This is a genomic window from Pseudomonas sp. S34 (genome assembly GCF_009866745.1).
GTDB lineage: Bacteria > Pseudomonadota > Gammaproteobacteria > Pseudomonadales > Pseudomonadaceae > Aquipseudomonas > Aquipseudomonas jessenii.
In genome coordinates, this window is sequence record NZ_CP019398.1 from 821,935 (window position 1) to 842,849 (window position 20,915).

At 59.8% G+C, this 20,915-nt stretch carries 18 protein-coding genes; 10 read left to right on the forward strand and 8 right to left on the reverse strand.

The genetic code is table 11. The features are described from left to right. Positions 1–53 precede the first annotated feature (53 nt). The 5 genes from PspS34_RS03485 to PspS34_RS03505 all read right to left on the reverse strand — a co-directional run bounded on the left by PspS34_RS03485 (position 54) and on the right by PspS34_RS03505 (position 7,652). Complete coding sequence (locus PspS34_RS03485) at positions 54–2,864, reverse strand: FAD-binding and (Fe-S)-binding domain-containing protein (RefSeq protein ID WP_154861563.1); 2,811 nt, start codon at positions 2,862–2,864, stop codon at positions 54–56. Continuing rightward, the gene (locus PspS34_RS03490; protein WP_102669031.1) at positions 2,861–3,532 is read right to left on the reverse strand and encodes a lactate utilization protein; all 672 of its coding nucleotides are present in this window, start codon (positions 3,530–3,532) and stop codon (positions 2,861–2,863) included. The genes PspS34_RS03485 and PspS34_RS03490 overlap by 4 nt, the downstream gene beginning before the upstream one ends. Then, positions 3,529–4,986: a LutB/LldF family L-lactate oxidation iron-sulfur protein gene (locus PspS34_RS03495; protein ID WP_057716492.1), complete on the reverse strand. Its 1,458-nt coding sequence runs from the start codon at positions 4,984–4,986 to the stop codon at positions 3,529–3,531. The genes PspS34_RS03490 and PspS34_RS03495 overlap by 4 nt, the downstream gene beginning before the upstream one ends. Continuing rightward, complete coding sequence (locus PspS34_RS03500; RefSeq protein WP_057716491.1) at positions 4,983–5,807, reverse strand: (Fe-S)-binding protein; 825 nt, start codon at positions 5,805–5,807, stop codon at positions 4,983–4,985. The genes PspS34_RS03495 and PspS34_RS03500 overlap by 4 nt, the downstream gene beginning before the upstream one ends. A gap of 150 nt (positions 5,808–5,957) precedes the next feature. Beyond that, complete coding sequence (locus tag PspS34_RS03505) at positions 5,958–7,652, reverse strand: lactate permease LctP family transporter (RefSeq protein WP_057716490.1); 1,695 nt, start codon at positions 7,650–7,652, stop codon at positions 5,958–5,960. A gap of 261 nt (positions 7,653–7,913) precedes the next feature. On the opposite strand from PspS34_RS03505, the gene PspS34_RS03510 reads away from it, so the two are divergent. Continuing rightward, positions 7,914–8,681, forward strand: coding sequence for a GntR family transcriptional regulator (locus tag PspS34_RS03510; RefSeq protein ID WP_057716489.1), 768 nt, complete (start codon positions 7,914–7,916; stop codon positions 8,679–8,681). 115 nt (positions 8,682–8,796) lie between these two features. On the opposite strand, the gene smpB is transcribed toward PspS34_RS03510, so the two are convergent. Next, complete coding sequence (smpB, locus tag PspS34_RS03515; protein WP_008057382.1) at positions 8,797–9,279, reverse strand: SsrA-binding protein SmpB; 483 nt, start codon at positions 9,277–9,279, stop codon at positions 8,797–8,799. Between the two features lie 118 nt (positions 9,280–9,397). Here smpB and PspS34_RS03520 point away from each other — a divergent pair, with 118 nt between their 5' ends. From PspS34_RS03520 to PspS34_RS03530, 3 genes are read left to right on the forward strand one after another with little or no spacing between them, the layout of a single operon-like run. Beyond that, on the forward strand, positions 9,398–10,801 hold the full coding sequence (locus tag PspS34_RS03520) for a sodium-dependent transporter (protein ID WP_154861564.1): 1,404 nt from the start codon (positions 9,398–9,400) through the stop codon (positions 10,799–10,801). Between the two features lie 7 nt (positions 10,802–10,808). After that, the gene (locus tag PspS34_RS03525) at positions 10,809–11,243 is read left to right on the forward strand and encodes a type II toxin-antitoxin system RatA family toxin (RefSeq protein ID WP_057716487.1); all 435 of its coding nucleotides are present in this window, start codon (positions 10,809–10,811) and stop codon (positions 11,241–11,243) included. Beyond that, the gene (locus tag PspS34_RS03530; RefSeq protein WP_154861565.1) at positions 11,236–11,550 is read left to right on the forward strand and encodes an RnfH family protein; all 315 of its coding nucleotides are present in this window, start codon (positions 11,236–11,238) and stop codon (positions 11,548–11,550) included. The genes PspS34_RS03525 and PspS34_RS03530 overlap by 8 nt, the downstream gene beginning before the upstream one ends. 61 nt (positions 11,551–11,611) lie before the next feature. On the opposite strand, the gene PspS34_RS03535 is transcribed toward PspS34_RS03530, so the two are convergent. Beyond that, entirely contained in the window at positions 11,612–12,139 is a 528-nt protein-coding gene (locus tag PspS34_RS03535; RefSeq protein ID WP_057716485.1) for an outer membrane protein assembly factor BamE, read from the reverse strand. Between the two features lie 97 nt (positions 12,140–12,236). Between PspS34_RS03535 and fur the strand changes: the two genes are divergently transcribed. Further along, the gene (gene fur / locus PspS34_RS03540) at positions 12,237–12,641 is read left to right on the forward strand and encodes a ferric iron uptake transcriptional regulator (RefSeq protein ID WP_003197684.1); all 405 of its coding nucleotides are present in this window, start codon (positions 12,237–12,239) and stop codon (positions 12,639–12,641) included. Between the two features lie 76 nt (positions 12,642–12,717). Here fur and recN read toward each other — a convergent pair whose 3' ends face one another. Then, complete coding sequence (gene recN, locus PspS34_RS03545) at positions 12,718–14,391, reverse strand: DNA repair protein RecN (protein ID WP_057716484.1); 1,674 nt, start codon at positions 14,389–14,391, stop codon at positions 12,718–12,720. Positions 14,392–14,631: 240 nt separating this feature from the next. On the opposite strand from recN, the gene grpE reads away from it, so the two are divergent. The 5 genes from grpE (at position 14,632) to carA (ending at position 20,847) form a co-directional block, all read left to right on the forward strand. Then, positions 14,632–15,198 carry a nucleotide exchange factor GrpE gene (gene grpE, locus PspS34_RS03550; protein ID WP_015093431.1) on the forward strand — a complete coding sequence of 189 codons (567 nt, stop codon included), beginning with the start codon at positions 14,632–14,634 and terminating at the stop codon, positions 15,196–15,198. 102 nt (positions 15,199–15,300) lie between these two features. Continuing rightward, on the forward strand, positions 15,301–17,217 hold the full coding sequence (gene dnaK / locus PspS34_RS03555; RefSeq protein ID WP_057716483.1) for a molecular chaperone DnaK: 1,917 nt from the start codon (positions 15,301–15,303) through the stop codon (positions 17,215–17,217). Between the two features lie 295 nt (positions 17,218–17,512). After that, positions 17,513–18,637, forward strand: coding sequence for a molecular chaperone DnaJ (gene dnaJ / locus PspS34_RS03560; protein ID WP_150812840.1), 1,125 nt, complete (start codon positions 17,513–17,515; stop codon positions 18,635–18,637). Positions 18,638–18,647: 10 nt separating this feature from the next. Further along, positions 18,648–19,451, forward strand: coding sequence for a 4-hydroxy-tetrahydrodipicolinate reductase (dapB, locus tag PspS34_RS03565; protein WP_057716481.1), 804 nt, complete (start codon positions 18,648–18,650; stop codon positions 19,449–19,451). A 259-nt stretch (positions 19,452–19,710) separates the two neighbouring features. Next, positions 19,711–20,847 (forward strand): glutamine-hydrolyzing carbamoyl-phosphate synthase small subunit, encoded by a 1,137-nt coding sequence (carA, locus tag PspS34_RS03570; RefSeq protein WP_046038697.1) that lies wholly within the window; start codon positions 19,711–19,713, stop codon positions 20,845–20,847. The last annotated feature ends 68 nt before the right edge of the window (positions 20,848–20,915 follow it).

The following is a 20,915-nucleotide window of genomic DNA, read 5'->3' on the forward strand; positions in this document are numbered from 1 at the left end:
CACAAGAAACGACTAGACAGGCGCCTGAATGCGCCTTTCTTGAGGCCTCGTCATCAGGTCACCCTGGCCTGGGTAACGCGGTCCACCAGATAGACTAGTCCGTGGTAGTCGATTCCGCCGTGTTGTGTCAGGCCAATCTCGCAGGTACGGCTGGTGGAAATCCCCTCGCTGCACTGCTGCACCGCATCCTTGAGCGTGCGCAGCGAATGGGCGTTCAGCTCCGGCGTGGTGAAGCCCTTGTCGCCGGCGAAGCCGCAGCAGTGAATACCTTCGGGAATGACCACGTTTTTGCTGCACTTGCGCGCCAGGTCGATCAACGCCTGGCTTTCCCCGAGGTGTTGGGTGCTGCAGGTTACGTGCACGGCGATCGGCGCCTCCTGTGGCGTGAAGTCCAGGCGATCCATCAGGTGTGTGCGGATGAAGCGCACCGGGTCGTACAGGTCCAGACGGACTTCCCCAAGGTCTTGAACCAGGCGCAAGGTGCAGGGGCTTGTGTCACAGTAGATCGGGTCGAGCCCGCCACGGCTGGCGTGGAGCAGGGCGCCGATCAGTTCCTGTCGTTTGTGCTCGGCTTGCTCGGCGTAGCCTTTGGAGGCGAATGGCTGGCCGCAGCACAGGTTGTCGAGGTTGTCCGGGAACACCACCTGGTAGCCGGCCTTTTCCAGCAGGCCTCGGGTCTTGTCGTGCAGCGACATTTGCTCCGTATCGCCCGCTGCCGGGCCCATGGCGCGGGATACGCAGGCCGCCAGATAGACCACGCGCGGGCGCGCGTCCGTCACCGTCGGGCTGAAGCGAATCGGCCGTTCAGGCTGAGGCATGGCGTTGGTCCATTGCGGGACCTGACCCTTGGACAGGCGCGTCAACGTCGCCGACAACTTCGCCAATCTCGGTGCCCCCAGCAACATCCGCGCACCATTGGCCACGTGCAGGGTGAAGCGTGCACCTTGCAGTGCCGTGGCGAAATGTCCTTCAAGCCAGTTAGCGGTTTTCGTATGCGTCGCCTTCCGGCTGCGCAGCTTTTTCACCAGCTCGCCGGTATTGATGCCTACAGGGCAACGTTGTGCGCACAGGCCGGTGGCGGCGCAGGTATCGATGCCTTGATAGTCGAAGGCGGCTTCGAGTTCGGACGTATCGATGCCCGCGCGTTTCTTTGCCTGAATGTCGCGCCAGATCACGATGCGCTGACGCGGACTCAGGGTCAGGCCTTTTGACGGGCAGACCGGTTCGCAGAAGCCGCATTCGATGCACTTGTCCACAATCTCGTCAGCAGCGGGCAAGGGCTTGAGGTGCTTGAGGTGGATCTGTGGATCTTCGCTGAGCACCACGTCCGGGTTGAGAATGCCATTGGGGTCGAGCAGTCGTTTGAGCTGCCACATCAACTGGTAGGCATCGCTGCCCCATTCCAGTTCAACGAACGGCGCCATGTTGCGTCCGGTGCCGTGTTCAGCCTTCAGCGAACCGCCGAACTCCACCGCCACCAGTTGCGCCACGTCGTCCATGAACGCCTGATAGCGTGCGACTTCTTCCGGGCTGTTGAAGCCTTGGGTGAAGACGAAGTGCAGATTGCCTTCCAGGGCGTGCCCGAAAAGGATCGCTTCGTCGTAGTGATGTTTGTCGAACAGCTCGATCAGGCGGTTGACGCCGATGGCCAGTTGTTCGACCGGGAAGGTGACGTCTTCGATGATCACCGTGGTGCCGGTCTTGCGCACGGCGCCGACGGCGGGAAAGGTGTCTTTGCGGATGGCCCAGAGACGGGCGTTTTCCTGCGGGTCTTCGGTGAAGTCGACCTGCTTTTCCACCGGGAACGCCTTGAGCGACGCCATGATCTGCGCCAGTTGCTTGTGCAGCAAAGTGGACGACGCGGCGCGGGATTCGATCAATAGTGCACAGGCATTGTTCGACAGGTGCTGTACGAAAGCGGGCATGCCGGGTTTGTTCTGTACCGAGCGCAGGCTGCGCCGGTCCAGCAGTTCCACGGCCGACACTGGTTGGCTTTTCAGCACAGACACTGCATTGCAGCAGGTCTCGACATCTGGGAACACAATCAGGGCCGAGGCCTTGTTCGGGTGGTCGATCACGGTGTCGTAGGTCACGGCACTGATGAACCCGAGTGTGCCTTCGGAGCCCACTAGCAAGTGGCTCAAGATATCCACAGGCTCGTCGAAATCCACCAGGGCATTGAGCGACAGGCCGGTGGTATTTTTCAGACGGTATTTGTGGCGAATTTTCGCAGCCAGCTCGGTATTTGCGCGGGTCTCGCGGCCCAGGATCGCCAAGCGTTCCAGCAGCGCGGCGTGGCTTTGGCGAAACGCCGTGACGCTGGCGGCATCCTCGGTGTCGAGACGACTGCCATCGGCCAGCACCAGACGAATGCCGGCCAGGGTGTGATAGGTGTTTTGCGCGGTGCCGCAGCACATGCCGCTGGCATTGTTGGCGACGATCCCGCCGATCTTGCAGGCATTGATCGAGGCCGGGTCCGGACCGATCTTGCGTCCGAACGGTGCCAGCCAGGCGTTGGCCTGGGCGCCGATCACCCCCGGTTGCAGGCGGATTTGCGTGCCTTGGCCGCGGATCTCGCGACCGTTCCAGTTATCCCCCAGCACGATCAGCACCGAGTCGCTGATCGCCTGGCCGGACAGGCTGGTGCCGGCGGCGCGGAAAGTCACCGGCACCTGATCCCTTTGCGCCAGTTGCAGCAGTGCCACCACTTCGTCTTCTGACTCGACGCGGATCACCAGTTGCGGAATCAAACGATAGAAGCTGGCGTCGGTGCCGAAGGCCAGGGTCGACAGCGGGTCGTCGAAACGTCGCTCTTGGGGAATCAGTTGCTGTGCGTCACGCAGAAAAGCGGCCGGTAGACTCATTGGTCCTCCAGGATCAGTACCACCAGGTCTTTTGGACCGTGTGCGCCGTACGCCAGCACTTGCTCGATGTCGGCGGTCTTCGACGGGCCGGACACCAGCAATGCGTTGGTCGGCATGCCCTGGGCCCATTCGAATTCCTGTTGCACCTGATAGAAGTTGTCGCGGATTTCACTGGCCTTGAGCAGGGCGAAATGCACCGGTGGCGCCAGGCTCATCAGGCGCGGTTCTTCCCGGGTCGGCCAGAGAATAAGGCTGCCCGTGGCAGCGATGGCGCCGAGGGTTCCAGTGATGCTCGCCGGGGTGTCGTTGAACAGCTCGGCTTTCCATTCTTCAACCGGGCGGTCGTAGGCTTTCAGCATTGGCAGGCCGGGATTATTCGCCCAGTGCTGCGTGATCCGTTGACCGTGGGGCGTTGTCGGTGCGATCAGCAGGCTTGGCAACTGGCGGTCCTGCAGCAACTGCGCGAGTAGCGTCGGCCACTCTTGGCCGGACGTCAGATGAATTTCCGTGTGCACCGCTTCCATCAATTTGCGCAGTTGCGCAATGCGTTGCTCGGGCGCGTAGGTGTAAGGCTGGGTCACCAGATCGACATCGAAGTTGTCGGCCACTGGCGTGGTGCCTGTCAGGCTTTTACGCAGTTTGGCGAGGATATTTTGTTTGGCGCTCATCGGCGTTCTCCCTGTTTGGCCAAGTGCTCGCGGGCCATGTCATGCAATGAGCGGGCAGCGGGTTTCGGTGCGCTGTGGTTTTGCGTCCACGGGCCGACATTGCTCGGCGTAAGGGCGCGCAAACGGGTGGCAAAGAAACCGAACAGGCGATAGAGCGTCGGCGAACTGTTGAGCTTGGCCCAGGCGTTCCAGATGAACCGCTCCTTGCGCGAATACTTGCTGCCCTGGCCGCGCATCACTTGATGGGGGCTGTCCGGGGCCTTGACGTTTTCTTCCCGCAGGCGCCGCAGCAAAGCAGGGATCGGGATTTTCACCGGGCAGACTTCACCGCAGGCGCCGCACAGCGACGAGGCGCTCGGGTGATCCGGGACTTTCGCCAGGCCGACCATGTGCGGGGTGATGATTTTTCCGATAGGCCCGGGGTAAACCTCCCCATAGGCATGACCGCCGATTCGGGTGTACACCGGGCAATGATTCATACAGGCGCCGCAGCGAATGCAGTTCAGGGTCTGGCGCAATTCGCTGTCGGCAAAGGCCTGGCTGCGGCCGTTATCGAGCAGTACGAGGTGCACTTCCTGTGGGCCGTCGAGTTCATGTTCCTTGCGCGGGCCGGAGATCATGTTGACGTAGGTGGTGATCGGAATGCCCAAGGCTGAACGGGTCAGCAGCGACAGCAACGGCACCACATCACGCAGGTTTTCCACGACTTTTTCGATACCGGTGACGGCGATGTGCACGGGGGGCACCGTGGTGGTCATGCGACCGTTGCCTTCGTTTTCCACCAGCAGCAGGGTGCCGGTTTCGGCCACGGCGAAGTTGACACCGGAGACGCCGATGTCCGCTTCGAAGAATTTCTGCCGCAGGACTCTGCGACCGATCTGAATGAGTTGGTCTACGTCCTTGGTGTATTCCACGCCAAGTTTGTCGTGGAACAAGGACGCGACCTGACCGGCGTTCTTGTGGATTGCCGGCATGATTATGTGTGAAGGCTTCTCGTGGTCGAGCTGGACGATGTACTCGCCCATGTCCGATTCCAGGCATTCAATGCCCTGTTCAGCGAGGACATGGTTCATCTCCATCTCTTCGCTGACCATCGATTTGCCCTTGATCACTTGCCGCCCCTCGTGAGCGCGGATGATCGAGAGGACGATGCCATTGGCCTCATCCACCGTTTCCGCCCAGTGCACTGTCACACCGTTGCGGGTCAGGTTCTGTTCCAGTTGCTCGAGCAGGTCGGGCAACTTGGAGAGCGCGCGGGCACGGATTGCATTGCCCAGTGCGCGCAAGTGTTCTCTTTCATGGGCATCGCTGAAAGCGGCTGCCCGTTTGGTCATCAGTGAATCCATCGCCTTGCGAAAGTTGCTTCGCAATTGCGGGTCACCCAGTGCGTTGTGGGCGCGGGTGCGGAAATCTTCTTCTACGGCAACCGTAGGAATAATCGTCGAGGTGCTCATTTCACACCTCCGGTTCGCTGCCAGAGGAAGCTGGCCAGATGCTGACCGCGCAACGCTTCCTGCTGTTTTTCCAGCGAGCCGTTGATGTTCATCAAACAGCCGCAGTCGGCACTCAATACCTTGTGCGCGCCGGACTCCTTCAACGCCCGGGTCTTGTCAGCCACCATCGCGCCGGAAATGTCTGGCATACGGACGCTGAATGTCCCACCAAAGCCACAGCATTCACTTTCGTGATCGTGGTTGACCCGCTCCACATTGCTCAACTGCGCCAACAACTCGCGGCCGTGCAGGTGGGTGTTCATTTCACGGCGTGCCGAGCACGAGGTGTGCAGCGCCACTTTCACGGGCTCGCCGCCGTCCTTGAGCTGCACCTTGCAGACAAACAACAGGAACTCGGCCAGCTCGTAGGTTCTGGCCGCCAGGGCCTGGACCTGTTTCAACGTGTCCGGCTCGTCCTTGAACAAGTCGGCGTAATGTTCGCGCAGCATGCCCGCGCAAGAGCCTGAGGGCACTACCACCGGATAGTCGCCGGCAAACAGCGCCAGTTGCGAGCGCGCCACGGTCCGAGCCTGTTCGGTGTAACCCGAGGTGTAGGCCGGTTGGCCGCAGCAGCTTTGCCCTTGCGGGTATTCGACACGAATGCCTTCACGCTCCAGCAGGTGAATCGCATCCATCCCGGCTTCCGGGTAGAACAAATCGACCACGCAGGTCCCGAACAGGTAGACCCGTGACGGTTTCTCGCTGGGGTACTGCCGAGGCTCGGGCAGTGGCGGGGCGACACGGGTCGCATTCGGCACGGCGTTGTAAAAAAGCTCGCTCATCAGGCGGTCTCCGGGTGGTCCCGGTTATTCGTCTGTTGAGGCTGCTGAATATAGAGCCGGTAGCTTTCAGCAGCCTTACAGACCGGGGTGTGAATAGCGGACGCCGGGGGCGTGGCCCGGCGTCGGTTTTTATCGTGTTGCCTGTAGTCCTTAGTGCACCAGCATGCCGGTGAACCAGTAGGCCTGGGCCAACGTGATCAAGCCGACAATCGTTGCAAAGAATAGGCTGTGCTTGAGGGTGAAGCGGAACAGATCCGATTCTTTACCCACCAAGCCGGTCGCGGCGCAGGCCACGGCGATCGATTGTGGCGAGATCATTTTGCCGGTCACGCCACCACTGGTGTTCGCCGCCACCAGCAAGGTGTCGTTGACGCCGATCTGGTGCGCAGTGGTCGCTTGCAGCGAACTGAACAGGGCGTTGGACGAGGTATCGGAACCGGTGAGGAACACGCCCAGCCAGCCGAGGAACGGCGAGAAGAACGGGAACGCTGCACCGGTGCCTGCCAACACCAGGGCCATGGTCGAAGACATGCCCGAGTAGTTGGTGACGAAGGCAAACGCCAGCACCATGCCGATGGACAGGATCGGCCAGCGCAGTTCGTAGAAGGTCTCTTTAAAAGTGGTCAGACCAGTTTTGATATTGATCTTCAGCACCAGCATCGAGATCAGCGCCGAGAAGAAAATCGCCGTGCCGGTGGCGGAGATCGGGTCCAGTTTGAACACTGCCGGAAGGGCGGTTGGCGCGACTACGATCGGTGCGACCTTGATCACCATCTGGTCCAGGTGCGGGATGGCGAAGTTGAATACGAAGCTGTACATCGAACCGCCGGCGGCGAACATCGCCTTGAACGGCTTCAGGGTCCAGATGGTGACCAGTACGGTCAGGATCAGGAACGGCGACCATGCCTTGAAGATTTCCCCAAGGCTGTAGGGCGAAGCCACGGTGGTGCGCTTCTGGCCGAAACCACCGACGCTGGCGCTCACCACGGAGGCCGAGACAGCGCCGACGATGTGTTGGCCGGCGGCGCGTTTTGGTTGCCAGACTTTCAGGAACAGGGTCAGGGAAATCAGACTGGCCAGGGCCGAGGTGATGTCCGGCAGTTCCGGGCCGATGAAGTTCGAGGTGAAGTACTGGGTGACGGCAAAGCTCAAGCCGGCCACCAGCGCTGCCGGCCATGTTTCCCGCACGCCGCGCAGGCCGTCCATCATGAACACCAGCCAGAACGGCACGAACAGCGACAGCAGCGGCAGTTGGCGGCCGGTCATGGCGCCGATCTTGAACGCGTCGATACCGGTCACTTGCCCGGCAACGATGATCGGAATGCCCAGGGCGCCGAAGGCCACCGGCGCGGTGTTGGCGATCAGGCACAGGCCGGCCGCGTACAGCGGGTTGAAGCCAAGACCTACCAGCAGCGCAGCGGTAATCGCCACGGGTGCGCCAAAACCGGCTGCACCTTCGAGGAAGGCGCCGAAGCAGAAACCGATCAGCAGAACTTGCAGGCGCTGGTCATCGGTGATCGACAGAACCGAACTGCGGATGACTTCAAACTGCCCGCTCTTGACCGTCAGTTTGTAGAGGAACACCGCTGCCACGATGATCCAGGCGATCGGCCACAGGCCATAAGCGAAGCCATACCCGGCGGCGGCGAACGCCATATCGACCGGCATCTGGAAGGCGAAGATCGCCACCAGGATCGATAAAGCCAGGGTGATGCTGCCGGCCACATGTCCTTTGAGGCGGAACACGGCCAAAGCCAGGAAGAAAAATACGATGGGGATGACGGCGGCGAGTGCGGACAAGCCGAGGCTGCCAAGCGGGGTATAGAGCTGTTGCCAGGTTTGCATATGGGGTGGCCCCTAATTGTTGTTGGTCAGGCACTGATCAGCGTTCTTGGATAATTGGTAAGACCAATTTACAATCGCTGTTGGCTAGGGTAAAAGCCTTGTAGGCGGTGTGTCAATTTGCCGCCCTAAAACTTTTGTCGAATGCGAAGAGCGCAGGTCGTCTGTCTGGTAAGACCAAATGCGCAATGGCAGGTGCTGGCGCGGCGCCGATAGGCCAGAATAGAGCCCCGGCGAGCCGTCGGATCGTGGAGTAATCGAGTTATGGGGTTTGATCAGATTCGTCAGCGCCGTTTGTCTGACGATATTGTCGAGCAGCTTGAGGGCATGATCCTCGAGGGCACGCTGAAAGCGGGTGAGCGCTTGCCGGCCGAACGTGCGTTGGCCGAACAATTTGGTGTGTCACGCCCTTCGTTGCGCGAAGCCATTCAGAAGCTGACCGCCAAGGGCCTGCTGGTCAGTCGCCAGGGCGGCGGCAACTATGTGGTGGAGTCGCTGGGTAGCACCTTCAGTGATCCCTTGTTGCACTTGCTGGAAAGCAACCCCGAGGCACAGCGCGATCTGCTGGAGTTTCGGCATACGCTGGAAGCGTCTTGCGCCTACTATGCGGCGTTGCGTGCCACTGATGTGGATCGCGAGCGACTGACCGCGGCATTCAACGAATTACAGGACTGCTATTCGCGTCACGAAGAGGTGAGTCGTGCCGAAGAGGGTGCGGCGGACGCAAGCTTTCACCTGGCGATCGCCGAGGCCAGCCACAATGCTGTGCTGCTTCACACCATTCGCGGGCTGTTCGACCTGCTCAAGCGCAACGTGGTGACGAACATAGGTGGCATGTACAAGCAGCGCACTGAAACCCGCGACATGCTGATCACGCAGCATCGAGAGTTGTATCAGGCGATTATCGAAGGGCGGGCGGAGCAGGCGCGGGAAGTTTCCAGCCGACACATTCTGTATGTGCAGGAGGTACTGGAGGAGGTGCGTCAGGAAGTGCAGCGCGTGGCCCGGGCGGAACGGCGCAAGGGGATGTAGCCAGTCGGCTCCATATCATTTGTGAGGTTGCTTTCGCGGGCAAGCTCGCTCCCACAGGTACACCGAAACCCTGTGGGAGCGGGCTTGCCCGCGAAGGGGCCTCAAGGCGAAAGAGTCAGTCTTCCTTGCCCTTGTTGCGCACCGCACGCTGCAACTCGCGACCGGCGTCGCGTTCGCGCTCGGTATCGCGCTTGTCGTATTCCTTCTTGCCCTTGCCCAGAGCGATCTCGCACTTGACCATGTGCTTGCTCCAGTACCAGGACAGGCATACGCAGGCGTAACCCTTTTGCTGCACGGCCGCGGCCAGCTTTTCCAGCTCGCGCCGGTTGAGCAGCAATTTACGGGTGCGCACCGGATCGGCAATGACGTGGGTACTGGCGGTCGTCAGGGGCGTAATGTGGCTGCCGAGCAGCCAGGCTTCGCCATCCTTGAGCAGTACGTAGCTGTCAACCAGCTGCAGTTTGCTTGCCCGCAGACTTTTTACTTCCCAGCCGGCCAGGACCAGACCAGCCTCGAAACGATGTTCGATGAAGTAATCGTGTCGCGCCTTTTTGTTTTGCGCGATGGTCCCTGTTGGGTGTTTCTTCTGTTTAGCCATAGGGGCGGCATTATAGGGAGTTGCACGCGAGTCGGCTACGGTGTTGCTACGTGCTTGAGCAGGTTGATTGAATCCCGGACAATGCGGCCTCTTTTTTGAACGCTTGGGCGTGATAACGATGTCGACAGACAAGGTTTCTGTCCACGGCAGTTGGGCTAGCCGCTGGGTCTTCATACTCGCCGCGACCGGTTCGGCCGTGGGGCTGGGTAGTATCTGGAAATTCCCGTACATGGTCGGCGTCTATGGCGGCGGCGCCTTCGTGCTGATGTTCCTGGCCTGTATCGCATTGATCGGCGTGCCGGTCATGCTGGCGGAAACCCTGATCGGCCGGCGTGCCCGGCAGAGTCCGGCCAATGCCTTGAAGATACTGGCGGTCGAGGCGGGGCACTCGGCCAAATGGTCCTGGGGCGCGTTTGCCGGGATGATCACGGCATTGCTGATCCTGTCGTTCTACAGTGTGGTTGGCGGCTGGTCGCTGGACTACATCATCGACATGGGGCGTGGCGATTTTCAGGGTGCGACGCCTGATCAGGTGGGGGCTTACTTCGGCAATGTGATCGCCGATCCCTGGCGCCTGACACTTTGGCACACGATTTTCATGCTGTTGTCAGCGGTGGTGATCGCCAAGGGCGTGGTTGCCGGGCTTGAGCGCAGTTTGCGCATCATGATGCCGTTGTTGTTCGTGATGATCCTCGTACTGCTGGGCTACAGCATGACCACCGGTCATTTCATGGACGGCGTGCATTTCATGTTCGACTTCCACCCGGAAAAGGTCATGGACGGCTTGTTGCCCGCGATGGGGCATGCGTTCTTTTCCCTGAGCGTGGGCGTTGGCTCGATCATGATCTACGGTGCGTACATGCCGAAGAACTCATCGATTTCAGGGACGGTTGTCGGGGTGGCGCTGCTCGACACCTTCGTTTCCCTGGTGGCCGGCCTGGCGTTGTTTCCGATTGTTTTCGCGGCGGGCCTGAATCCGAGCGAAGGGCCGGGGCTGATGTTCGTCAGCCTGCCGTTTGCCTTCGGTAACGTAGCGTTCGGGCAATTGATGGGTGTTGTGTTCTTCGTGCTGGTGGCGGTCGCTGCCTGGAGTTCGGCGATTTCCCTGCTGGAACCGATGGTGGCCTACCTGGTCGAGCGCACTAAAGTGAGTCGTGCCTGGGTCACCTTCTGGCTGGCGTTCAGCTGCTGGTTTGTCGGTCTGGGTACGGTGTTCTCCTTCAATATCTGGAAGGAGGCCAAGTTCTTCGTGAACGAAGGCGGGATGTTCCACCTCTACCAATGGGGAGCGGCCGGAGGCCTCGACTTCTTTGGCGTGATCGATTTCTTCACCTCGCGACTCATGCTGCCGCTTGGCGGTTTGTGTTTCGTGGTGTTTGCGGGCTGGATCATGGGGCGTGAAGCGGTGCGTGACGAGTTGTCGATCCGTAACCCTGCGCTGTTTGGCCTGTCCTTGTTCTTGATGCGCTATGTGGCGCCCATCGGCATTCTCGTAGTGTTTGCCGCCCAGCTGTGGAAGTGACGCTGACATGACGACACACATTTCACGTTCGGCCTTGCTGCCGTACCCGGCGCAAGCGCTGTATGACCTGGTCAACGACGTGGCGCGCTATCCGGAGTTTCTGCCGTGGTGCTCGTCCGCCGAAGTCCTGGAGAGCTCACCAGAGCATATGCGGGCGAGTGTCGGTGTGGCGAAGGGTGGCCTCAGTCAGCATTTCGTGACGCGCAACACGTTGATTCCGGGGCAGTCGATCGAAATGAACCTCGAAGAGGGCCCTTTCACCCAATTGCATGGCATCTGGGTATTCAAGGCGCTGACCGACAAAGCCTGCAAGATCAGCCTCGATCTGTCATTCGATTATGCCGGGCCGCTGGTTCGCGCCACCTTGGGGCCGCTGTTCAATCAGGCGGCCAACACTTTGGTGGATGCGTTCTGCCAGCGCGCCAAGCAGATACATGGTTGAGGTCATGATTGAAGTCGAGGTGGTCTACGCGGCCGTAGACCGTCAGGTGCTGCTGACAGTGGCCGTACCTGTCGGAACGACCGTACGGGCGGCCTTGCTCAGGTCGGCCGTGGCTGAAGAGTTTCCGGGGCTGGATCTGACCCATTGCCCTGTGGGGATCTTCGGCAAGGTGGTCGCTGACCCGGAGAGTCGGGTAGTCCAGGCCGGGGATCGCATCGAGATTTACCGCCCGTTGCTGGCCGATCCGAAAGAGGTGCGCCGACTGCGCGCGGCGAAAGCTGCCGAGGCCAAAGCGCGGAATCAGTGAGTGGCTTGAACGCCAGACAATAAAAAGCCCGGGCATGCCGGGCTTTTTATTGCGTCGCAAATTATTGCGGCGAGGTGTCCAGTGGTTCCGGCGTCGGGACCGGAACGGTTTCTACGCCGTCGACGTCCTTCTGGATCTGATCCAGCAACGAACCTGGCTTGACCGGTTTTTCCGGTTTTGGCTTCTCGACGTTTTCTGCCGGGGCAGCCACTGTCGTGCCGCTGTCCTTGCCGAGAATGGCTTCGTCACGGCTCACGCCTGGCATGAAATCGCCGGAGAGGCTGACAAGCTGATCATTTGGGTTGAAGATAACGCTAATGCGTTCCTGTTGGCGTTCACCGCCACCCGGTTGCAGGCTGTACAGATAATCCCAGCGATCGGCATGGAACGTGTCAGTCAGCAGAGGGTTGCCCATGATAAACCGTACTTGCTTACGGGTCATTCCCGGGCGTAACTGGTCTATCATGTCCTGCGTGACGACATTGCCCTGCTGGATGTCGATTTTGTAAACCCCGGGGAATGAACAACCGGCGAGTGCGAGCAGTCCCACAAAGGTGAAACTGGTTAGCAAGAGCTTGGTGTTTTGCATCGGTGGGCGACTTCCACTATCTTGGCTGGGACAACGTAAACGCCGATCATACCCGCATTAAGAGAAGCTGCGAAGCAGCATCGCGAGAAAGCTGACCATGGTTGAAAATAGCGAACTACGCAAAGCCGGCCTCAAAGTGACCCTGCCACGGGTCAAAATTCTGCAAATGCTCGATTCCGCCGAGCAGCGCCACATGAGTGCCGAGGATGTCTACAAGGCCCTTATGGAGGCTGGTGAGGACGTCGGTCTGGCCACGGTTTACCGTGTTCTGACCCAGTTCGAGGCAGCTGGCCTTGTGGTGCGGCACAACTTCGACGGAGGCCATGCGGTCTTCGAACTGGACGACGGAAAGCATCACGACCATATGGTCAACGTCGAAACCAGCGAAGTGATCGAATTCTTCGACGAAGAAATCGAGCGGCTTCAGAAAGCAATCGTCGACAAGTATGGCTTCGAGATGGTTGATCACAATCTGGTGCTGTACGTGCGCAAGAAAAAGTAAGCATGTCGCGCGAACATTCAGTTCGCGAAACGAACGAAGGCGACCCTAGGGTCGCCTTCGTGCTTTCTGCCTTTATTCAGGCTTTTGCGGCCACCACCATTTTTTTGGCATGCGCCAGGGATTCCTTGGTGAGGTCGATGCCGCCCAGCATCCGTGCGACTTCTTCGACGCGGTCGTTTTTGCTCAATCTGGAAACGGCCGTGCGGGTGGCATCTTCGCCGCGCACTTTATGCACAAATAGATGTTGATGGCCTTGCGCCGCCACTTGCGGCAAGTGGGTCACGGTCAGTACCTGCCCGCGCTCGCCGAGGCGACGCAGCAGCTGGCCGACGATTTCTGCAGTCGGACCACCGATACCAACGTCCACTTCGTCGAACACCAGAGTGGGAACGCGAGATGTCTGCGCGGTTATCACCTGGATCGCCAGGCTGATCCGCGACAGCTCGCCTCCGGATGCAACTTTTGCCAAGGCTTTCAATGGTTGGCCAGGGTTGGCGCTGACCAGCAGTTCAACCTGTTCAAGTCCGTTAGGTAGTAGCTCGTCGCTACTGTTTGGGCGTAACTCGATGGTGAAGCGCCCGCCAGGCATGCCCAGGCGCTGGATCTCCTGTTCCACGGCGCTGGCCAGGCTGCTCGAGGCTTGATGGCGCAGATCGCTCAGTTCGCGAGCCTTTTCCTGATAATGGCGAGCGTATGAAGACAGCTCATCGCTCAGTCGTTCGATGGATTCGTCGTTGGCGTTGAGGGTTTCGATTTCATCCAGCAGTTTCTGCTGCATCTCGGCGACTTCGGTCGGCTGGATGCGGTGTTTGCGCGCCAGGGTGTAGATCGCGTCGAGGCGCTCTTCGAGGTATTGAAGGCGCGACGGATCGGCGTCGAAGTTGTCGAGGAAGCGGTTCAGTTCGCCCACGGCCTCTTCAACCTGGATCTGTGCACTGGTCAACAGGCTGCTGGCTTCGCCCAGCGCACCGATCGAGCTGTTCACGCTCGACAGGCGGTTGAGGCTGGCGGTCAGGGCGTTCAGTACATTCCCGGAATCACTTTCACTGCATTGCTCGACGACTTGCCGGCAGATCCCGAGCAAGGTCTCGGCGTTGGTCAGGTTCTTGTGTTCCTGCTCGAGCTGCTCCAGCTCGTTGTCGCCAAGGCCAAGGTTTTCCAGTTCTTCGAGTTGATAGCTGAGCAACTGATGGCGGGCGCGTTGCTCATCGCCGGAGTTGGAGAGTCGCTCCAGTTCCTGGCGGGTCTGGCGCCAACGCTGGGCGGCGAGCTGAACCTGGCGGGCAAGGTCGGTCGCGCCGGCATATTCATCGAGCAGGCGGCGGTGAGTATCGGTCTTGAGCAGGGATTGGTGTTCGTGCTGGCTGTGAATGTCGATCAGCAGCTCGCCCAGCGCCTTGAGGTCGCCAAGGGGGCAGGGCGTGCCGTTGATGTAGCCGCGCGAACGTCCTTCGGATGTGATGACCCGGCGCAGGATGCACGGGCCGTCGTTTTCGAGGTCGCGTTCGGCCAGCCAGGCGCTGGCTTCCGGAATGTCGACCAGATCGAAGGTGGCCAGGATATCTGCCTTGTCGGCGCCGGGGCGGACCACGCCGCTGTCGGCACGATCACCCAGGGTAAGGCCCAGCGCGTCGAGCATGATCGACTTGCCCGCGCCGGTTTCTCCGGTGATCACGCTCATCCCGCGATCGAGTTCGAGATCGAGATGTTCAACGATGGCGTAGTTGTGTACGGACAGGTGCACCAGCATATGGGCCGCTCCCAGGTGTTAGATCTGGTTATTTATACAGTGTTTTGTTTCGGGCTGACAATGCCCCTCGTTAGCTCGATTCGCTCGGACCGACGAAAGCCTTATCGCGACCGGGAATGACAAAGCAGTTGTTTTTTGTAGGGTTAATCGTCGACCCCCCTTGAAGCCGGATTTTGCGGCCCCATATAGCTGGGCAGACGCGCGAGTTGAGCTCGCGGACGAAATTGAAAGGAGAAATCTATGGCTGACGAACAGACAGTGGATACGCAAAACCCAGACGCCAACCAGGCGCCCGAGGCTTCGGGTGATGACCTGGCGGCTCGTGTACAAGTGCTCGAAGAGCAACTGGCAGGCGCTCAGGATCAGGCTTTGCGTGTAGCCGCCGATCTGCAGAACGTCCGCCGTCGCGCCGAGCAGGATGTGGAGAAGGCTCACAAGTTCGCGCTGGAAAAATTCGCCGGCGACCTGCTGCCGATCGTCGACAGCCTGGAGCGTGGCCTGGAACTGTCCAGCCCGGACGACGAAAGCATCCGTCCGATGCGCGAAGGCATCGAGCTGACCCTGAAAATGTTCCACGACACTCTCAAGCGTTATCAGCTTGAAGCGATCGATCCGCATGGCGAACCGTTCAACGCCGTTCAGCATCAGGCAATGGCCATGCAGGAAAGCGCCGATGTCGAGCCTAACAGCGTTCTGAAGGTGTTCCAGAAGGGCTATCAGCTCAATGGTCGCCTGTTGCGCCCGGCGATGGTCGTGGTCAGCAAGGCGCCTGCGCCGGTTTCGCCTTCGATTGACGAGCAGGCTTGAAATCCGCCGCAAGGCCCCCATTTATAAGTCAAGCGTTTAAGTGCTACCGCAGTTAGCCACCACTGCTGCGGCAACCAAATCCAAAGTTTCGGGAGAGTGAACATGGGCAAAATTATCGGTATCGACCTGGGGACTACCAACTCCTGCGTCTCCGTGCTGGAAAACGGCAAGGCAAAAGTTATTGAAAACGCTGAAGGCGCGCGTACCACGCCGTCGATCATCGCTTACGCCAACGATGGCGAAATCCTGGTTGGCCAGTCGGCCAAGCGTCAGGCCGTGACCAATCCGCACAATACCCTGTACGCGGTGAAGCGTCTGATCGGTCGTCGTTTCGACGAAGAAGTCGTGCAGAAAGACATTCAGATGGTCCCTTACAAGATCGTCAAGGCTGACAACAGCGACGCCTGGGTTGAAGTGAACGGCCAGAAAATGGCACCGCCACAAATCTCGGCTGAAATCCTGAAGAAGATGAAGAAGACCGCCGAAGACTATCTCGGCGAGACCGTGACTGAAGCGGTGATCACCGTTCCGGCCTACTTCAACGACAGCCAGCGCCAGGCGACCAAAGACGCCGGCCGCATCGCTGGCCTGGACGTAAAACGTATCATCAACGAACCAACCGCAGCTGCTCTGGCTTACGGCATGGACAAGGCCAAGGGCGATCACACCGTGATCGTTTACGACCTGGGCGGCGGTACTTTCGACGTTTCCGTGATCGAGATCGCTGAAGTCGATGGCGAGCACCAGTTCGAAGTACTGGCCACCAACGGTGACACGTTCCTGGGCGGTGAAGACTTTGACATTCGTCTGATCGACTACCTCGTCGACGAATTCAAGAAAGAAAGCGGCATGAACCTCAAGGGCGACCCGCTGGCCATGCAGCGCCTGAAAGAAGCTGCTGAAAAAGCCAAGATCGAACTGTCCTCGAGCCAGTCGACCGACGTGAACCTGCCGTACATCACTGCAGACGCCACCGGTCCTAAGCACTTGAACGTGAAGATCTCCCGCGCCAAGCTCGAAGCGCTGGTGGAGGACCTGGTTCAGCGCACCATCGAACCTTGCCGCATCGCAATGAAAGATGCCGGTATCGACGTTGGCGCGATCAACGACGTGATCCTGGTGGGCGGTCAGACCCGTATGCCACTGGTTCAGAAGCTGGTAACCGAGTTCTTCGGTAAAGAAGCTCGTAAAGACGTCAACCCGGACGAAGCGGTTGCCATGGGTGCTGCCATCCAGGGTGCGGTACTGGCCGGTGACGTGAAAGACGTTCTGCTGCTCGACGTCAGCCCGCTGACCTTGGGTATCGAAACCATGGGTGGCGTGATGACTGCGCTGATCGAGAAAAACACCACGATTCCTACCAAGAAATCGCAAGTGTTCTCGACTGCCGACGACAACCAGGGCGCCGTGACCATTCACGTGCTGCAAGGCGAGCGTAAGCAAGCCGCACAGAACAAGTCCCTGGGCAAGTTCGACCTGGCCGACATTCCACCAGCTCCACGTGGCGTGCCGCAGATCGAAGTGACCTTCGACATCGATGCCAACGGCATCCTGCACGTAGGTGCGAAGGACAAGGCTACCGGCAAGACTCAGTCGATCGTGATCAAGGCCAACTCCGGTCTGTCCGACGAAGAAATCGAGCGCATGGTGCGTGATGCCGAGGCTAACGCCGAGGAAGATCGCAAGTTCGAAGAGCTGGCCGCTGCCCGTAACCAGGGTGATGCACTGGTTCACTCGACTCGCAAAATGGTCTCCGACGCCGGCGATAAAGTGACCGCTGAAGAGAAGACTGCAATCGAAGCTGCCGTAGTTGCCCTGGAAGCCGCCGTTAAAGGCGACGACAAGGCTGCTATCGACGCCAAGGTTGAAGAGCTGTCGAAAGTCTCCGCTCCAGTGGCGCAGAAGATGTACGCCGAACAGGCTCAGCCTGCTGAAGGCGCGGCACCGCACGACGACAAGGCGGAAAAGGCTGACGACGTTGTCGACGCCGAGTTCGAAGAAGTCAAAGACCACAAGTAAGTTGTTGGTCGGCCGGTTGACTGCCTTTAGGCGGTGACTGGTAGGATGTCGCCGCGCGGGAGCTTGCTCCCGCGTTGGCGTATCTGGAATACGCGAATTTTTACAGCATGCGACAACGTTCACGTGCTGGTGGTATGGCCGGAAATGCTCCTGCTTTTCGTGCCGCAAGTACCGCAAGAATCAAAGACCAGGATCGTTGAATTGACGTGAGTTGGGTCCGGGCCTGTATTGGGGCTCAACGAGTTCGGCAAACTCAGGAGGGTTTTGTCGGACGTCCTCAAGAGTGCAAAGACTTATGGCAAAGCGTGACTATTACGAAGTGTTGGGTGTTGAGCGTGGCTCAAGCGAAGCGGACCTGAAGAAGGCTTACCGTCGCCTGGCGATGAAGCACCACCCGGACCGTAATCCCGATGACAAGGCGTCGGAAGAGATGTTCAAGGAGGCCAACGAGGCCTACGAAGTGCTGTCCGATTCCAGCAAGCGCGCGGCGTACGATCAGTACGGCCATGCCGGTGTCGACCCGAGCATGGGTGGCGGCGGTGCCGGGTTCGGCGGTCAGAACTTCTCCGACATCTTTGGTGATGTCTTCAGTGACTTCTTCGGTGGCGGTCGCGGCGGTTCCCGTGGCGGTGCTCAGCGCGGCAGTGACTTGCGCTACACCCTGGAGCTGGATCTCGAAGAGGCGGTGCGCGGTACGACCGTGAATATCCGCGTTCCGACGCTGGTCAACTGCAAGCCTTGCGACGGCTCCGGCGCCAAGAAAGGTTCTGCGCCGGTGACCTGCCCGACTTGCGGCGGTATCGGCCAGGTGCGCATGCAGCAAGGTTTCTTCTCGGTGCAGCAGACCTGCCCGCGCTGCCATGGCCAAGGCAAGATCATTTCCGATCCGTGCGATTCCTGCCACGGCGAAGGTCGTATCGAAGAGTACAAGACCCTGTCGGTGAAAGTGCCGGCCGGTGTCGATACCGGTGATCGCATTCGTCTGTCCGGCGAAGGCGAGGCGGGTGCCCAGGGTGGCCCGACTGGCGACCTGTACGTGGTGATCAATGTGCGCGAGCACTCGATTTTCCAGCGCGATGGCAAGCACCTGTTCTGCGAAGTGCCGATCAGCTTCGTCGATGCGGCGCTGGGTGGTGAGCTGGAAATTCCGACCCTTGATGGTCGGGTCAAGCTGAAGATCCCTGAGGGGACCCAGACCGGCAAGCAGTTCCGTGTGCGCGGCAAGGGTGTCGCGCCAGTGCGTGGCGGTGGTGCTGGCGACTTGATGTGCCGCGTGGCGGTCGAGACTCCGGTCAACCTGAGCCGTCGCCAGCGTGAAATGCTCGAGGAATTCCGTAGTTCGCTGGCGGATGACAACAGCCATTCGCCAAAAACCACCGGTTGGTTCGAAGGCGTGAAGCGCTTCTTCGGCGATTTGTAAGGAGACAGGCATGCGACGTATTGCAGTGATGGGCGCCGCCGGGCGCATGGGCAAGACCCTGATTGAAGCCGTGCAGCAAACCCCGGGCGCCGGTCTGACGGCGGCGGTGGATCGTCCCGACAGCACGTTGGTCGGCGCGGATGCCGGTGAGTTGGCTGCGCTGGGTCGTATCGGCGTGCCTCTGTCCGGTGATCTGGATCGGGTGGTCGACGAGTTCGACGTGCTGATCGACTTCACGCACCCGACGGTGACCCTGAAGAACCTGGCGTTCTGCCGTAAACACGGCAAGGCCATGATCATCGGTACCACCGGTTTCAGCGTTGAAGAAAAGCAGTTGCTGGCGGAAGCGGGCAAGGACATTCCGATTGTCTTCGCGGCCAACTTCAGTGTCGGGGTCAACCTGTGCCTGAAGTTGCTCGACACGGCCGCTCGCGTATTGGGCGACGATGTCGATATCGAAATCACCGAAGCTCACCATCGGCATAAAGTCGATGCGCCGTCCGGCACTGCCGTGCGCATGGGAGAGGTGATTGCCGATGCGTTGGGTCGCGATCTGAAAAAGGTGGCGGTGTATGGTCGTGAGGGCCAGACCGGCGCTCGTGATCGCGAGACCATTGGTTTCGCCACTGTACGCGCTGGCGACATCGTCGGTGATCACACCGTGCTGTTCGCCGCCGACGGCGAGCGTGTCGAGATCACACACAAGGCATCCAGTCGCATGACGTTCGCCAAGGGTGCGGTGCGTGCCGCATTGTGGCTGGACGGGCGCGAGCCTGGTCTTTACGACATGCAAGACGTGCTCGATCTGCGTTAAGATGCACCCGAAATCGGGCTCGCGCACAGCGTTTGAGCCCGGTTTTGTTCCGCCAAGCGACGTCCTGTCGCATTCTCCAGCCTTTAAGGCTCATTGGCGGTAGACCAAAAAGGCCTTTTTCTGTAAGCTACAGCTTTAGTGTGTCCACTAAAAGCGCGCAGAATAATTCAGTGAAGAAGCGGGGTGACGTGTCCATACGTCACTCCGCTTTTTTACAACCTGCGATCGCCCTTTCAGGCTTTATTTACGGGAGGTCTTCTTGACTAAGCCAGCCATACTCGCCCTTGCTGATGGCAGCATTTTTCGCGGCGAAGCCATTGGAGCCGACGGTCAAACCGTTGGTGAGGTGGTGTTCAACACCGCAATGACCGGCTATCAGGAAATCCTTACCGATCCTTCCTACGCCCAACAGATTGTTACCCTGACTTACCCGCACATCGGCAACACCGGCACCACGCCGGAAGACGCCGAGTCCAACCGCGTCTGGTCTGCCGGCCTGGTCATCCGTGACCTGCCACTGGTGGCGAGCAACTGGCGTAACACGATGTCCCTGTCCGACTACCTGAAGGCCAACAATGTTGTGGCCATCGCCGGTATCGACACCCGCCGCCTGACGCGCATCCTGCGTGAAAAAGGCGCGCAGAACGGCTGCATCATGGCCGGTGACAACATTTCCGAAGCCGCCGCCATTGCCGCCGCCCAGGGTTTCCCAGGCCTCAAGGGCATGGACCTGGCGAAAGTCGTCAGCACCAAGGAAAGCTACGAGTGGCGCTCGACTGTCTGGGATCTGAAAACCGACAGCCACGCGACCATCGAAGCTTCCGAGCTGCCGTACCACGTGGTTGCCTACGACTACGGCGTCAAGGTGAACATCCTGCGCATGCTGGTCGAGCGCGGTTGCCGCGTGACCGTCGTGCCTGCGCAAACACCTGCTGCCGATGTGCTGGCGCTGAAGCCGGACGGCGTATTCCTGTCCAACGGCCCTGGTGACCCGGAGCCTTGCGACTACGCGATCCAGGCGATCAAGGACGTGCTGGAAACCGAAATTCCGGTCTTCGGTATCTGCCTCGGTCACCAACTGCTGGCCCTGGCCTCCGGCGCCAAGACCCTGAAAATGGGTCATGGCCACCACGGTGCCAACCACCCCGTCCAGGACCTGGACAGCGGTGTGGTGATGATCACCAGCCAGAACCACGGTTTTGCCGTAGACGAAGCGACCCTGCCGGCCAACGTTCGCGCGATCCACAAATCGCTGTTCGACGGCACCCTGCAAGGTATCGAGCGTACCGACAAGAGCGCCTTCAGCTTCCAGGGTCACCCGGAAGCCAGCCCTGGCCCGAACGACGTAGCGCCATTGTTCGATCGCTTCATCACCGAGATGGCCAAGCGACGCTGATCGCTCGCCCTGATGTAGCAAGGCTTGAGGGTGGTCCCGATACCGGCGGCCCCCTCAAGGCTTCAGAT

Coding starts and splice junctions, on each gene's coding strand:
- PspS34_RS03535 (WP_057716485.1), bottom strand. CDS start 12,139: ATGCAAAACACCAAGCTCTTGCTAACCAGTTTCACCTTTGTGGGACTG.
- PspS34_RS03500 (WP_057716491.1), bottom strand. CDS start 5,807: ATGAGCGAGCTTTTTTACAACGCCGTGCCGAATGCGACCCGTGTCGCC.
- dnaJ (WP_150812840.1), top strand. CDS start 17,513: ATGGCAAAGCGTGACTATTACGAAGTGTTGGGTGTTGAGCGTGGCTCA.
- PspS34_RS03495 (WP_057716492.1), bottom strand. CDS start 4,986: ATGAGCACCTCGACGATTATTCCTACGGTTGCCGTAGAAGAAGATTTC.
- PspS34_RS03490 (WP_102669031.1), bottom strand. CDS start 3,532: ATGAGCGCCAAACAAAATATCCTCGCCAAACTGCGTAAAAGCCTGACA.
- smpB (WP_008057382.1), bottom strand. CDS start 9,279: ATGGCTAAACAGAAGAAACACCCAACAGGGACCATCGCGCAAAACAAA.
- dapB (WP_057716481.1), top strand. CDS start 18,648: ATGCGACGTATTGCAGTGATGGGCGCCGCCGGGCGCATGGGCAAGACC.
- PspS34_RS03525 (WP_057716487.1), top strand. CDS start 10,809: ATGACGACACACATTTCACGTTCGGCCTTGCTGCCGTACCCGGCGCAA.
- PspS34_RS03530 (WP_154861565.1), top strand. CDS start 11,236: ATGGTTGAGGTCATGATTGAAGTCGAGGTGGTCTACGCGGCCGTAGAC.
- grpE (WP_015093431.1), top strand. CDS start 14,632: ATGGCTGACGAACAGACAGTGGATACGCAAAACCCAGACGCCAACCAG.
- fur (WP_003197684.1), top strand. CDS start 12,237: ATGGTTGAAAATAGCGAACTACGCAAAGCCGGCCTCAAAGTGACCCTG.
- PspS34_RS03510 (WP_057716489.1), top strand. CDS start 7,914: ATGGGGTTTGATCAGATTCGTCAGCGCCGTTTGTCTGACGATATTGTC.
- PspS34_RS03520 (WP_154861564.1), top strand. CDS start 9,398: ATGTCGACAGACAAGGTTTCTGTCCACGGCAGTTGGGCTAGCCGCTGG.
- recN (WP_057716484.1), bottom strand. CDS start 14,391: ATGCTGGTGCACCTGTCCGTACACAACTACGCCATCGTTGAACATCTC.
- PspS34_RS03505 (WP_057716490.1), bottom strand. CDS start 7,652: ATGCAAACCTGGCAACAGCTCTATACCCCGCTTGGCAGCCTCGGCTTG.
- PspS34_RS03485 (WP_154861563.1), bottom strand. CDS start 2,864: ATGAGTCTACCGGCCGCTTTTCTGCGTGACGCACAGCAACTGATTCCC.
- dnaK (WP_057716483.1), top strand. CDS start 15,301: ATGGGCAAAATTATCGGTATCGACCTGGGGACTACCAACTCCTGCGTC.